11 protein-coding genes are annotated in these 13271 nt (G+C 63.7%); 3 read left to right on the forward strand and 8 right to left on the reverse strand.

What is annotated here, in order from left to right; genetic code table 11:
* Nucleotides 1-19: 19 nt before the first annotated feature.
* On the forward strand, nucleotides 20-1147 hold the full coding sequence (rfbG, locus tag A5784_RS02105; RefSeq protein ID WP_064941882.1) for a CDP-glucose 4,6-dehydratase: 1128 nt from the start codon (nucleotides 20-22) through the stop codon (nucleotides 1145-1147).
* An 11-nt stretch (nucleotides 1148-1158) separates the two neighbouring features.
* Here the strand turns inward: rfbG and A5784_RS02110 are convergent, their stop codons facing one another.
* The 3 genes from A5784_RS02110 to A5784_RS02120 are packed head-to-tail and all read right to left on the reverse strand — an operon-like array spanning nucleotide 1159 to nucleotide 3838.
* A complete protein-coding gene (locus A5784_RS02110) occupies nucleotides 1159-1809 on the reverse strand; it encodes a PIG-L deacetylase family protein (RefSeq protein WP_064941884.1) in 651 nt (216 codons plus the stop codon).
* The gene (locus tag A5784_RS02115; RefSeq protein ID WP_064941886.1) at nucleotides 1806-2582 is read right to left on the reverse strand and encodes a glycosyltransferase family protein; all 777 of its coding nucleotides are present in this window, start codon (nucleotides 2580-2582) and stop codon (nucleotides 1806-1808) included. Before A5784_RS02115 ends, A5784_RS02110 begins: the two co-directional genes overlap by 4 nt.
* A complete protein-coding gene (locus A5784_RS02120; protein WP_064941888.1) occupies nucleotides 2579-3838 on the reverse strand; it encodes a class I SAM-dependent methyltransferase in 1260 nt (419 codons plus the stop codon). The genes A5784_RS02115 and A5784_RS02120 overlap by 4 nt, the downstream gene beginning before the upstream one ends.
* A gap of 293 nt (nucleotides 3839-4131) precedes the next feature.
* On the opposite strand from A5784_RS02120, the gene A5784_RS02125 reads away from it, so the two are divergent.
* The gene (locus A5784_RS02125; RefSeq protein WP_156750333.1) at nucleotides 4132-5385 is read left to right on the forward strand and encodes a hypothetical protein; all 1254 of its coding nucleotides are present in this window, start codon (nucleotides 4132-4134) and stop codon (nucleotides 5383-5385) included.
* A gap of 118 nt (nucleotides 5386-5503) precedes the next feature.
* Complete coding sequence (locus A5784_RS02130) at nucleotides 5504-6748, forward strand: carboxylate--amine ligase (RefSeq protein WP_064941892.1); 1245 nt, start codon at nucleotides 5504-5506, stop codon at nucleotides 6746-6748.
* A 10-nt stretch (nucleotides 6749-6758) separates the two neighbouring features.
* Here A5784_RS02130 and A5784_RS02135 read toward each other — a convergent pair whose 3' ends face one another.
* From A5784_RS02135 to A5784_RS02155, 5 genes are all read right to left on the reverse strand, one after another.
* Nucleotides 6759-7589: a polysaccharide deacetylase family protein gene (locus tag A5784_RS02135; protein WP_197514606.1), complete on the reverse strand. Its 831-nt coding sequence runs from the start codon at nucleotides 7587-7589 to the stop codon at nucleotides 6759-6761.
* A complete protein-coding gene (locus tag A5784_RS02140; protein WP_232005914.1) occupies nucleotides 7580-8581 on the reverse strand; it encodes an oligosaccharide flippase family protein in 1002 nt (333 codons plus the stop codon). Before A5784_RS02140 ends, A5784_RS02135 begins: the two co-directional genes overlap by 10 nt.
* 337 nt (nucleotides 8582-8918) lie before the next feature.
* Entirely contained in the window at nucleotides 8919-10310 is a 1392-nt protein-coding gene (locus A5784_RS02145) for a glycosyltransferase family 2 protein (protein ID WP_197514608.1), read from the reverse strand.
* Nucleotides 10307-11113, reverse strand: coding sequence for a glycosyltransferase family 2 protein (locus A5784_RS02150; RefSeq protein WP_064941896.1), 807 nt, complete (start codon nucleotides 11111-11113; stop codon nucleotides 10307-10309). The genes A5784_RS02145 and A5784_RS02150 overlap by 4 nt, the downstream gene beginning before the upstream one ends.
* A 517-nt stretch (nucleotides 11114-11630) precedes the next feature.
* Complete coding sequence (locus tag A5784_RS02155) at nucleotides 11631-12404, reverse strand: glycosyltransferase family 2 protein (protein ID WP_064941898.1); 774 nt, start codon at nucleotides 12402-12404, stop codon at nucleotides 11631-11633.
* Nucleotides 12405-13271: the final 867 nt, after the last annotated feature.

Consider the following 13271-nt stretch of genomic DNA (forward strand, 5'->3'; position numbering starts at 1 on the left):
TCCTCGCTACGATGAAGCCGTGACAACACCGGACGGTTGGCCAGGCGAACTCCATCATGCGTTGTCGGGTCGGTCGGTCCTGTTGACGGGCCACACGGGCTTCAAGGGCTCGTGGCTGACGGTCTGGCTCACCCGACTGGGCGCGCACGTGACGGGGTTCGCACTCGACCCGCCGACGCGGCCCAGCAATTTCGTCGCGTCCTCGGTGGATCAACTGCTCACTGCGGATCACCGGGCCGACATCCGTGACCACGACGCCCTCGCGCGCGTGATCCGGGAGTGCCGGCCCGACGTCGTCCTGCACCTGGCCGCCCAGACCGTGGTCCTGGAGGGCTACCGGGAACCGGTCGAGACCTTCGACGTCAATGTCGTTGGCACGGCGGTACTCCTGGACGCGCTGCGTGCCGTCGACCATCCGTGCGCCGTGGTCGTCGTGACAAGCGACAAATGTTATGCCAACGACGAGGGCGGCAGGTGGTTCGCGGAGGACGACCCACTGGGCGGCGACGATCCCTACAGCGCAAGCAAGGCGGGCGCCGAGCTGGTGACGGCGTCATACCGGCGCTCTTTCTTTCGGCCCGAGACTCTGAGCCAGCATGGAATCGCGGTGGCTTCGGCACGAGCCGGCAATGTCATCGGCGGCGGAGACTGGACCCCGCACGGCATCATCTCGGACATCATGCGTTCGGCGGGCGCCGGCGAACCGGTACTGCTGCGCCGTCCCAACGCGATTCGGCCATGGCAACACGTGCTGGAACCATTGGCCGGGTATCTGACCCTCGCGGCCCGGCTCAGCGGGCCCGACGCGGCACACTACTGCGACGCCTGGAACTTCGGGCCGGTGCCGGACGACGACGCCACCGTGTCCTCTCTCGCCGATCTCACCCTCGCCGAATGGGGCTCTGGCAGCTGGATCGACGGCAGCCGTCCCGACGACCCTCCCGAAGCCGGCACCCTTCGCCTGTCCATCGAGAAGACGGCCGCGCTGATGGGCTGGACGCCGCGCTGGCGTCTCGGCGAGGCGGTCGAGCGAACTGTGCAGTGGTACAAACGATTCGACTCAGATCCCGGCTCGGCCCGGGCCGCGTGTCTCGATGACATCGCGGCTTACATGGACACATCGAGCCGACTCATCACCGACCGCTGACCGGTCGTGGCTCAGCGGGCGCCGAACTCGATGGTGATTTTCTCCGCAATGAACCCTTCCGCGTGGGCGCTGCGGCACTGCAGGCCGCGCAGCCGAGACAGGGCCAGGAACGCATCCTCGTCGAACCAGTCGCGGGTGACCTGAGATGGGTAATGCTCACACAGCAGTTGCGCTTTACGTCGGGCGACTTCGGTTGTCAACGGATGGAATACGAGCGGTTGCGGGGTATCCGTCTCCCACTTCGGAATCTCGTAGCCGAGGATGAGATGGTCCCTGAACTCGGTGGGCAGCAGTTCGGCGAGTAACCGATGATCTTGGTGCGCATCGCCGCGGTGAGGACCAAAAACGACACTGGGATTCCAGGATCGGCTTGATGCGCTCAGGACGTCTTTGATCCGAGACCAGTGAGCCGGCGCGCGACCGTCGGGGATGTCACAGACCGTCAACTCGACGTCGGCGCCGGGACAGAACGCGGCCAGCGCGGAGGATTCCTCGTCTTCGCGTTCGGTACCGCGGCCGGACAGCACGAGGGCTCGAACGCGCAGTCCCGGCTCGGCCGCGGCCATCGCGAGCAGGGTGCCGCCCATGCCGATGGCGATGTCGTCGCAGTGTGCGCCGACGACGGCGACCTCGCCGAGGGCACCGGTCGTCAGGCGGATCATCTTCGCTCCCAGAGCATCCACGGCCGCTCACCGTTGTAGTAGGCGGCGTCGAGTTCGGCTCTCTCCTTATAGGTGTCGGCCGGCTTCCAGTACCCGCCGTGCTTGTACCCGAACAGGCGCCTCTGGGCTGCCAGCGTCCCGCAGACGTCGGCGACCAGATCCCCGAAGGGTGGCAGAACCTCGAAAATGTCTTGCGACAGTACGAAGAAGCCTCCGTTGACCCAGATGGAGAGGCCCGACACCGGGAGGATGTCGGTGACCTGGCCGTTCTCGCCCGCCTCGACATAGTGGAACGACTGCTGCGGCGGCACGAGCATCATCGATGCCGCGGCTCCCGACGCGTGAAACTTGTCGACCATGACGTCCAGTGGCGCATCGGAGAGCACGTCGGCATAGTTCGCCAGGAAGTACTCATCGTCCCCCAGGTGATTCCTGACCCTGCGGAGCCGCTCGCCGATGGGCGAATCCAGACCGGTATCGACGAAAGTGATGTTCCAGTCGCTGATATCCGAATCCAGTAGCTCGATCCTGTTGTTGCGCAATGTGAAATCGTTGGACAGTGCTTCCTGGTAGGTCAAGAAGTACTCCCTGATGCGAACTCCGCCGTACCCCAGACACAAGATGAAGTCCTTGTGCCCGAAATGGGCGTAATACCGCATGACATGCCAGAGCAGCGGACGTGGGCCCACCGCTTGCATCGGTTTGGGAAGATCGTCGTGAACGCCGTTTCGCATCCGCATGCCGTAGCCCCCGCAGAACAGAACGACCTTCATTTCTTGTGACTCCCCACCGGTAGAGTCCGCGACAGTGCCGCGGTGTGCAGCGACGGAAGCGGAAACACCAGTTCCCCACCCCATTCCGCGATGTAGTCGAGCTGTTGGGTCAGTTCGGCTTCCAGGTTCCAGGGCAATGCGACAACCACGTCGGGCCGGTCCACGGCGATGCGTGCCGGGTCGTGGATCGGGATGCGTGTACCCGGCGTGAACCGCCCGTGCTTGTACGGATTCCGGTCGACGGTGTACTCGAGCAGATCCGTGCGAATCCCGCAGTAGTTGAGCAGGGTGTTGCCTTTGCCGGGCGCGCCGTAGCCGACGACGCGCTTTCCCTGTGCCCGGCAGTCCAGGAGAAAACGTAGGAGATTTTGCCGTACCGCCTCGGTTTTGCGACGCAACTGCTGGTAGCCGTCCACGGCATGGAGTCCGACAGACTCCTCGAGGCGCAGTACCTCGGCGACCCTCGGGCTCGGCGCGACACCCAATTCCCGAGGGCGAGCCCAGATTCGGATCGAGCCACCATGGGTCGTCAACAGTTCGACGTCGACGGTGTCCAGCCCGGCGGTAGCCAACGCGCGGCTTGCGGACAACAGCGTGTAGTACTGGAAGTGCTCGTGGTAGATGGTGTCGAACTGGCCGAGGGTGACCAGATTGAGCGCGTGATGGACCTCGATGCTCAGCCAACCGGCATCGCCCATCAGCCCACGCAGCGACCGGGTGAAGCCGACCAGGTCTGGGATATGCGCGTAGACGTTGTTGGCAACCACCAGATCCGCGGTCCCATGCTCGCTCACGACCGCGCGTGCGACATCCTCGTCCAGGAACGCCGTCTTGGTCGGCACTGAACGATCGCGCGCTGCCGCACCGACGTTGATCGACGGCTCGATGCCGAGGCACGGGATACCCGCGGCGACAAGGTGCTGCAAGAGGTATCCGTCGTTACTGGCGACCTCCACCACGAACGAGCGAGCGTCGAGTGCCAGGCGCTCGATATTCTCCGTGACGAACTCATGCGCGTGCCTGACCCAGCTGTCCGAGTAAGACGAGTAGTACGCATATTCGGTGAAGGTGTCCTCGGGAGTGATCAGCGCCGGAATCTGTAGCAGGAGACAGTCTTCACACAACCGGAGGTGCAGGGGGAAGGTCGGCTCCGGCAGGTCGAGTTCAGCAGAGGTGAGGAACCGCTCGCACGGTGGCGTCGCACCGAGATCCACGACGCTGACTAACCGATCGGACTGGCACAACCGACATAACACCCTTGCGTCACCTTTCTGACCTAGTGCTGGCCGCGCCTGCCTGACACGACCACGCCAGGGAGGCAGGCGTGACGGCACCACAGCAACTGCAACATCACGTCTGCGCGCGACTGAAACCCGACGATACCCAGCCAACTTACCTGCATCGGCAAACTTGAGGAGAGATTAGCTACGAACATCGGTGGGTCCCACGCAGTGGATGAGCCCGTACCGCTCCGTTGTCTGCATTAGCGTGGCCTGAGACAAGGGTTGTTCGGGCCGGGTGCCGCGGACGGGGAAAGGAACACGTGGCGATGGGATCGCCCAGAATTGGATCGAGCCACTTCGCCAGCGGCCTGGACATACAACTGGCAGGCGCTCGCTATGTCGGTTGCCTGGAGAACATCTCAGTGCCTGCGGCCGAGCTCATCGAGGCCGGCCTGCATGCCGCGGCGCGGTCCGGGCCCTACACCCGCGTCGGGCTGCTGCCGAATTCTGGCGCGAGGCGCTGGACCTTCGAAAGCCGGTTGTCCCCGGCGATCCGCGCGCTGCCGCGGGAGGTTGCCGATACCGGCAGCGCGGCGGTCGTGCAATACATCCGGCGGCAGTCCGCGGTCCGCCGGCCCTTCGAGGTTCACGTGTCGGACCGCCACATCGCGGTCGACGTCGACCACGGCCTCGGCGACGCACGGTTATTCGTCGACTTCGTCCACGCGCTGTTCACCATGCGTGACGGCCGAAATCCACGCTGGATCGCAGAGCCGGACACGCGATTCGCCCTGAGCCGGGCACTCGTGCGCACGTTCGCCGTTCATCCATCGCGGGTGGCATCGGCATCCAGACGGGCACTGATGTCACGCACAGGAACAGCGCACGCTGAGATCGCAACGGACCCGATGCCGTGGAGTCCGTCGGTTGCGGTGGAAGATCTCCACCTCGGCGCAGAGTATGGACAGGCTGTCGATCGATGGCGGGAAGCCAACGCTCCCAAGGTCGGCCGGGCAGCGACATGGCTCATGATCGTCCGACGAGCTCTCGCCGCGACCGGTGTCGACATCGCCGACACGGTCAGGCTGGTCATCGATTGTCGAAGGTATCTCCCGCGAGGACGCCGCGTGAACGACAACTTCATATTCGGACTGAAGGTGCTCGCTCCCGCAGACAAGGCGTTGACCGATGTCGGGCGCGAGATCAAGGAGCAGGTCGCCTCCGGTTTTCCGGTGCTGGCGATGGGCCTGGTATCCGCTCGCTCGCTGGCATGGCCGGCACCGCAGAGCCCTGGCGTTCCATGCGTGTGGCGACCCGGATCCCCCGCAGACATGGTCTACTCCGATGTGGGCCCGCTGACGCCCTTCGACGATGGACCATGGCGGCCGAATGAACCGAAAGTCGTTAGTGCGCTTCTGGACCCCGCATCGCCGTCTCACGTGTCCGTGTTCACCGGAATGATCGGTGGCGAGCGGACCATCTCGTTCACGTTTCACGACAATGTCTACGACCGGAATTCGATACGAAAAGCCGTGGACGCGATTCGATCCGATCCGATCGGCTTTCTGGAACTTCGCTGAACCGAGTTCTGGTGGTGCCCGTCATGCCCGGCGCGACCAGCGGCTTGTAGAGTTCCGGTCACTCGTGCAGCAAAGTCATCCGATCGCGAACCAGTTCTGCCGAGTAGAGGAGGCGGACGTGGCGCATTCGCTTGTCCACGCGGATCGGTCGGTTCCGGCGCTGATCGTCAAGATCGATCGCTATCCACTTCATCACGGTGGCCTCGGAGCGATCCGCAGCCTGGGCCGTCTTGGTATCCCCGTCTACGCGATCACGGAGCACCGCTGGACCCCGGCTGCGCTATCTCGTTATCTGAGTGGCCGTTTCGTCTGGCCGACCACGGGGCTTGAGGACCCTGCCTGGCTGGTGCAGGGGCTCATCGACATCCAGCGGCGCATCGGCCGCCCCACGGTGTTGGTCCCCACCGACGACGAGGCCGCTGTGCTTATCGCCGAACACGCCGCCGACCTCGGCGGCGGTTTCCTCTTCCCACCGGTCGAGTCGACCTTGCCGCGCCGCCTCGCTAGCAAGCGTGGGCTGCGGGAACTGTGCGTCGCTCACGGCATCGCGACGCCGCGCGCGTACTTTCCCACCGATCGGGCGGAGTTGGCACAGGTCGCGGCCGAAGCCGAATTCCCCTTGGTGGCGAAGAACTTGGAGGCGTTCGAACGGCACCGGGCACCGGCTGTCGGCGGAACCACACGGGTGGATAACGCCGCGGCACTCCATGATCTCGCCCGGGCCTGGGGCGACAGATTCAGCGTGATCCTGCAGGACTACCTCCCGACCGACGAGGCCGAGGACTGGATCGTCCATGTCTACTGCGATGACTCCGCCGACTGCCTGGTGCAGTTCACCGGCGTGAAGGTCCGGTCGTGGCCACCTCACGCCGGCGTGACCACCTGTGCCTACTCGATCGACAACACAGAGCTGGCCGACCAGACCAGCCGATTGATGAAAAGCATTGGGTTCCAGGGCATCGCCGACCTCGATTGGCGCTACGATCGGCGCGACGGCCGCTACTATTTGCTGGACTTCAACCCGCGGGTGGGGGCCCAGTTCCGTTTGTTCGAGAACGAAGCGGGCGTCGATGTCGTCAGGGCCCTGCACTTGAACCTGACCGGGCGCGACGTGCCCGCCGCACCGCCCGTCGGCGGGCGTCGGTTCATCGTCGAGAACCTCGATTTACCTGCGCTGCAGGCGTATCGGCGCAGCACATACTCCACGCCGTCGGTACCCGGCAGTGCGGGCCGAACGGAGTTCGGCTGGCTGGCCAAAGATGACCTGCGGCCGTTCGTGGCCATGCTCGGTTGGTCGTCGGCCCCCGCCGCCAGAATTCTCGGCCGGCTCGTCCACTCGCACGGCAGGTCGACTACCGGATGACGAGGCGGCGTCAGAGATACGAGCCCTCCGACGATGTCGTGCCGGCGAACACGCCTCGGGTGGACCCGGCGCCCCGGATGCGCCGGTAGGCACGCCATCCCTTGGTGCGCAGTCGCTCCGGATACGGCGCCACCCGAGCGTCGCGACCGTCGAGCCAGGCCGCGATCTGCTCGGATGTGGTCGACGAGCGGACGGTCAACCGCGCCAACGCAAACGCGCGGTCGGCTCCCGAACTCAGCGCATCCATGACGGCACACGCCGACCGATAACCGGCGGCTTCGACAGCCCGCACTATTCGCGCCGAGTGGAACCCGTGCGGGTAGGCGAAGCTGGAAATCTCGTAGCCGAGTTCGTCTTCGAGCAGGTGCTTACAGCGGCGGATTTCGTCCGCAGCGACGGAGGTACGCAATGTGTCCAATTGCGGGTGGGTATGGGTATGTCCGCCGATCTCCACTTTTCGGTCCACCAGTTCGGCAAGCTGCGACCAATCCAACATCGGCGCGGGTGGCAATGCCATGCCTGCCGGCCGGGAGGCGCGCCCGGTGAGCGCCCCGGTCGTGATGTACAGCGTGCTCGGCAGGGCATGAGCGGCCAACACGTCCGAAACCTCTGTGAAATCGGCGAATCCGTCGTCGAAGGTGATCACGACCGGTCTCTCCGGCAGCGGGGATCGACCTTCCAGCGCAGCGTGAAGTTCCGACACGGTCATCGCTGTTCGGCCGCTCTCCACAATGAGGTCGACGTGGTGGGCGAAGTCGCGGGGAGTCACCGTGTACGGTGCGATCCAATCGTCCGGGTCGGATGTGACCGAGTGGTACAGCAGGATCGGAATCACCGGCATGGTGTCGGCTCCCCTTCCACAAGCGCCATGGTCCCGGGCGACTGCGCGGGACGAATCGTCAGCCATAGATCCTGTCGGACGAGAAGTGCCCCGGCAATCAGGAGTTGAGTGACCAGCCACGCGATAGCGACGCCGACGAGGCCCATCCCCGGCAGCAACAGCCAGCTCAGGGGTAGCACAAGCAAACACTGGGCGATCTGCGTCCAGACGACCAACCCCATGCGGCGTTGCGCACGGGAGGAGTTGATTGCTGTGACCACCACGAGGTTCGGCAGCGCGGCAAGAGCAAGAAGGCGCAACGTGTTGTCGGCCGCCTGATAGGAGTGGCCGAATATTCCGAGCAGGTAAGGCGCGAAGACGACCAGCACCATGACAACCAGCACCATGAGTTTCCCGGTGTGCACCAAGACATCACGGACCTGACGTCCGAGACGCGACTGGTCGACCGCGGATTCCATGACCAACGAAAAGCCCATGTTGAAGCTGACCAGGTACAGTGCCGACGCGATCAGCCACGCGACAGCGAAGAACCCGTTCTGCTCGGCGCCCAGGATCGCGACCACGATCAGCGGGATGACAGAGGTCGAACCAATCGACGAGATTGAGCCGAGATAGTCCCACGCCACGAAGCGCACGATCTGCCGCGACGGCGGTAACTCATCGACGCCCTCCGCTTCACGGCGGTGCCTGGGGATCGCGCGGACAAAAACGAACACCCCGACCGCCAGGACTATGCCTCCCAGGGCCAACACCCACGACGCGAAAATCCCGTGCCTCGGAATGACCGTGGCCAGTGCGACAACCAAACCCACCCGCAACACTGCCGTGACAAAATTCTCCAACGGCACCAGCGCCGGCCGGCGCAAGGCGAACAGGACGCTGTCCTGTATCACGAAAATCGTGTAGATCACGGTCGCGGCCACGAACATCGCCTGTGACAGCATTCCGTCGAAGAACGCCAAGTCCGGTGTCAGCACCTTGAGGATCGCCACCGCGCAGACACCCACCACCAGTGCCACACAACCACTTACGCAATACATCACGACGATGAGCGATGTGCTGCGGCGACCGCTGACCGGTACGAAACGAACAACCGCACTCGACAGGTTGAGCTGCGCGATTGCCGCGACGAAAACCATCAGAGAGATCGCAGCCGAGTTCCGTCCGACGGTCGCGGGGTCATACTTCCACGCCGCGACCGTCCAGAAGAAGAAGCCGATGACCGACGTGAGGGTGGAACTCAGGGTGAGCAGATGTCCGTTGCGGAGCAAAGGATTCCGCAGATCCCTCACCATCGCTCCTAGGGCCGACCAGCCGGGGACCCGGGACCTATCCTTGACGAGCATCAACAGCCTTGTCGCTGACCGGCCGCCGTCTGGCGCGCCACCGGCTGACCGCGTACGCGCCAGGACCCAGCAGCAATCCACGCCGCTCGAGCCGGGCGAGTTCGGGCGGCCACCCGTCGTAGCGCCCTTCGTTGCGAGCCGAAGAGTCACTGAACGCGTAGCTGAACCCGCTGGGTAACCGACGCACTACCTGGACCAGCATCCTGGGGTTCTTCCACAGGGAGCTCGCCAGGAACGCGCCCAAACCCATTCCGTACCCGTAGGACTGGTTCTGTAGCGCCGCCATCTCACGGTGGTGTCGATGCCACGCCACCGCGCCGGGTTGGTAGACGAGCTGATGTCCCGCCACCACGACCTGGAAGAATCCGGCCAAGTCGTCCCCACCACGTGCGAACGTCCCGATCCCGAGCGCGACGTCGAATCCGCCGAGGCGCCGAAGCTTCGCGGTATGAAACGCCATGTTTGCGCCCGAACCCAAGCGCCCCGCCGTGAACGGAAACAGCTTGTCCTGAGGCCGGTTTCGACCGGTGTCGAACACGCGCTGTTCGAAACCCTTGTCGAAGCCGCCATGCTTCTCCAACAGCAACTGGGCCGGGGTTACGAGCTCGGCGGGGAGTATCAAACCGGTTACGCAGCCGACGTCATCTCCGGCGGCGAATCCTTCGGCAATGCCGGTCAACCAGTGGGTGTCGACGACCACGTCGTCGTCGACGAAGGCGACGAACTCGCCGCGCGCGGCCTCAAGTGCGCAGTTGTGTGCGGAGGCCACGCCACGCCGGTTCTCGCGAATGTAGCGAACGCGCGGACCGAAGGTCTCCTTGACCATGTTCGCCGTCTCATCGGTCGTTGGGTCGTTGTCGACGACGACGATCTCGTAGGACGGGTACGACAGCCGCAGGAGCGCCTCCAGACACCCTTGCAAACTGTCGGGTCGGTTTCGGGTGGCCACCGCGACGGTGGCGAACGGTGCTGCAGCGAGGACACTTTCACGTCTTTGCAAACACTTCGGCAACGTCGGCGCGTCCGTCGTCAGCACCAGTTCGGCCAGGCTGTCGACAGGGGGACGCCCGTCTGCCGCAAGATGCCGGTTGACCTCTCCACCCAGAGCTGCCCACACCGCCGGAGCGTGCGCCTGCCACGACAGGCCGAAGCGGCCGTCGAGCAGCGCAACCCCCACAGGGTACGAGTGCAATCGGATCAGCGCGAGAATCTTCGTCGCCGTACGAAGGTCGTCCGCGAGCACGAGGTCGGCCCCGGGAGCGCTCAACTCGATCTCGGTGCGCCCGATGGGAAGATCCTCGAGTCCAGCCATCCGCGACGCGTATTGGATGAGCTCGATGTCCGGCGCGGGGCCCACGGTCTGCGGAGCGTTCATCGGGACGAGATCGCCTGGCATTCAATGCCGTCGGCCGGGCGGGCGGTGCCGCGCCGACCGTGTTCGCTGAATTCCCGTTGGATGGTGGCCAGTACCCGCAATCCGTCGCTGACCGCATTGAGATTGCTGACGCCGTGAATGCGGCTGGATTCGTAGCTGGCGACCTCGACGATCTTGGCGCCGTGGGCGGCCAGCCGCACGTTGATCAGGGTCTCGACTTCGAACCCGTCGCCCCACTGCGGTCCGTCGGCCGCCACGTCGGGCATGGAGATGACGTCAAGGCAGCGCCGCCAGAATGCGTTGTACCCGTAGCAGAGGTCGGTGTAGTCCATATCGAACAGGACATTTACGAGTTGGTTCAGGAAACGATTGCCCAGCCGCCTGATCCTGGTGATGTCCGCGCTGCCGCCGCCCTCGGTGAAACGCGATCCTTTGGCGAAATCGGCGCCGGCAACCAAAGTCTCGACAAACAGCGGAATCTCCGCCGGGTCGGTGCTGCCGTCGGCGTCGATCATCACGATGATGTCGCCGGTTGCCACCTCGAATCCACATGCCAGGGCATTGCCCTTACCCCGTCGGGTCTGCCGAACATGGACCCCGTCCGGCCAGAGCCTGCGCGCGACCCGCGCCGTGTCGTCTTTCGAATCGCCGTTGACGACCACGATTTCATCGATTCCCGCCGGCATGCGTTCGGCGACGTATGGGAGGTTTCGTTCCTCATTCAGCGCGGGAATGATCACCGAAACGGTCGGCCGCGTCACGGCGTGAGGTATGGCGTCTCTAATGCTCACGGCATCTTGCATCGATTGCGTTCTTTCAGCGTCTCGGGTGACTGGGGATCACGGGATGGCGAGATGGTTCAGACAGCGGTGTGAAGAGATGCGGTGCGCCCAGACTTGAGACGCGGCGTCGTAGTCAGCCACAGACCCTCCTTCAGCGGGCGGAGCTTCTTCCACCCACGCTCTGGCGATGCATCATCAGTTAGCTGGAACGCGACAGAAGTCGAGGTTCACTCGGTCGTACCAGCAGCATCTTTCCTTAGAATTGTTGTTCTGGCAAATGGTAGAACCACTTCCATCTCGAATCCCTCTCAGCGGTACGGACCGGACCATCATCACAGCCAGAGCGCACTGTCACAGTCATACGATCGATTGACATCCAGTCGCACTTTGTCGAGATCATGCATTTTTAGTTAATTTTGATCGCAAGTTAATTATGAGAAACAGGCCCACGGAGCCTCGAGAGGCAGGCACAGAGGACCGGTTTCGCAGTCGCTGACGATAGATAGGCAAACGATGGACGGCAGCGCCGTCGACGCCGTCAGCCGCGCTCGACCTGTCGAAGCCCTCTCGTCCGCGCTGCCGACGACCGCGACGCGGTCCGCGCTCGGCGGAATTCCCGCCGAACCGTGCAGAGCGTCCGAAGACCATCCGAAATTGCGTTCGCGCTGCCGTAGTCCGGGATGCGGCCGGACTCGGGACTCGCGACCTCCACAACCCTGGCCCCGCAGGCGGCCAGGCGGACGTTGATCAGTGTTTCGACCTCGACCCCGTCGCCCCATTGCGGCGTACTCACAGCGACATCCGGCATGTCGATGACATCGAGGCAGTGTCGCCAGAATGCACCGAAGCCGTAACACACGTCGGTGTAATGCGCGCGAAAGAGAATGTTCACCAGACCGTTCAGAAGTTTGTTCCCCACCGCCCGGAACCAGGTGATGTCGGCACGCCGATTGCCGCGGGCGAATCTGGAACCCTTGGCGAAATCCGCGCCGGCGACAAGAGCGTCGACGAGACGGGGAATCTCGGCCGGATCGGCACTTCCGTCTGCATCGAGCGCGACGATGACATCGCCGGAAGCCACAGCGAATCCGCATGCCAACGCATTGCCCTTACCGCGTCGGCTCTGCCTCAGATGGGTACCGGACGGCCACAACCGGTGCCCCTCCGCGGTCGTGTTGTCCTGTGAATCCCCGGTGACAACAATGATTTCGTCGATCTCGGGCGGCATAGCTAGGGCGATGAGCGGAAGGTTGCGTTCCTCGTTCAGCGCAGGAATGACCACCGAGACCGAGGGCCGCATGACCGCATTCATGCCGGAACCGGCTTCAACTGGCGAATGCGCGAATTCCGGGCAGCGTACAAAGTCACCTGGTCAGCGCGGGTTGGCAGCGAAACGTCACACGCAACAGCTACTGGCAAACCGTGAGCACCGATGGGGTGGATTCCCAATGTCAAACTCCGTCTATACAGGCGATAGCACCCCACCCCAGATGATCTGAACTATCGAATCGGCCGAAACAGGCCTCCCCCGAGGGTCATCGAGCCCGTACGGATGATCATGGCTATTCCGAGCTGTTCCGCCACTGGGCCCGCATACTCACGCCGAAGCAGTCGTGCGGCGTGCTAGGGCAAACCTCTCTTTACTCTCAACTGAGCAATCGCTATCTGTGAGCACCCGACGCGGGCCACCCGCAGAGCCTCAAAGTTAGCAACTTTCTCGAGTTTTGCAAGCATTACCATCGGATACGGGTAGATACCCAGAACCCCGGCCGAACGGTGAGGAAATGCGGCCTATGATGTGGCATTTTCGCAGCTCCACTGCGACTGATACCGTCGTCCCCAGGAGGCGGTCGCCTCGGCATATCGACGTGCTGGTGCAGATTTGGCAAATCTAAAAGCCGCCCTAAGCGATTTCCGAAACCGCGATACGGTTGCCGTCTAGCAAACTCCGAACGATCCATGCTCCGATGCCGCCGCCAAACCCGCACACTCACGAACGGCGGCAACGGCTCATCGACCCGATGAGCCCGGATTCAGTCGTGCACATTGTCTTCGCGCCGCAGTCAGGTTCAACGGTCTGATGAAATCAGGAGTGGTACAACAGGTTTCGTTGCACGATTACCGCAAAGCCGGTCTTCGACAGGTCGCCCTGGCCGGCGGCGGACAAAGTTGCACGACA

It is taken from the genome of Mycobacterium sp. 852013-50091_SCH5140682 (genome assembly GCF_001665685.1).
Lineage (GTDB): Bacteria > Actinomycetota > Actinomycetes > Mycobacteriales > Mycobacteriaceae > Mycobacterium.

Bases quoted from the DNA above. Each gene is read 5' to 3' on its own strand.
- A5784_RS02110 (WP_064941884.1), bottom strand. From the start codon at position 1,809: ATGATCCGCCTGACGACCGGTGCCCTCGGCGAGGTCGCCGTCGTCGGC.
- A5784_RS02145 (WP_197514608.1), bottom strand. From the start codon at position 10,310: ATGAACGCTCCGCAGACCGTGGGCCCCGCGCCGGACATCGAGCTCATC.
- A5784_RS02155 (WP_064941898.1), bottom strand. From the start codon at position 12,404: ATGAATGCGGTCATGCGGCCCTCGGTCTCGGTGGTCATTCCTGCGCTG.
- A5784_RS02115 (WP_064941886.1), bottom strand. From the start codon at position 2,582: ATGAAGGTCGTTCTGTTCTGCGGGGGCTACGGCATGCGGATGCGAAAC.
- A5784_RS02125 (WP_156750333.1), top strand. From the start codon at position 4,132: ATGGGATCGCCCAGAATTGGATCGAGCCACTTCGCCAGCGGCCTGGAC.
- A5784_RS02150 (WP_064941896.1), bottom strand. From the start codon at position 11,113: ATGCAAGATGCCGTGAGCATTAGAGACGCCATACCTCACGCCGTGACG.
- A5784_RS02135 (WP_197514606.1), bottom strand. From the start codon at position 7,589: ATGCCGGTGATTCCGATCCTGCTGTACCACTCGGTCACATCCGACCCG.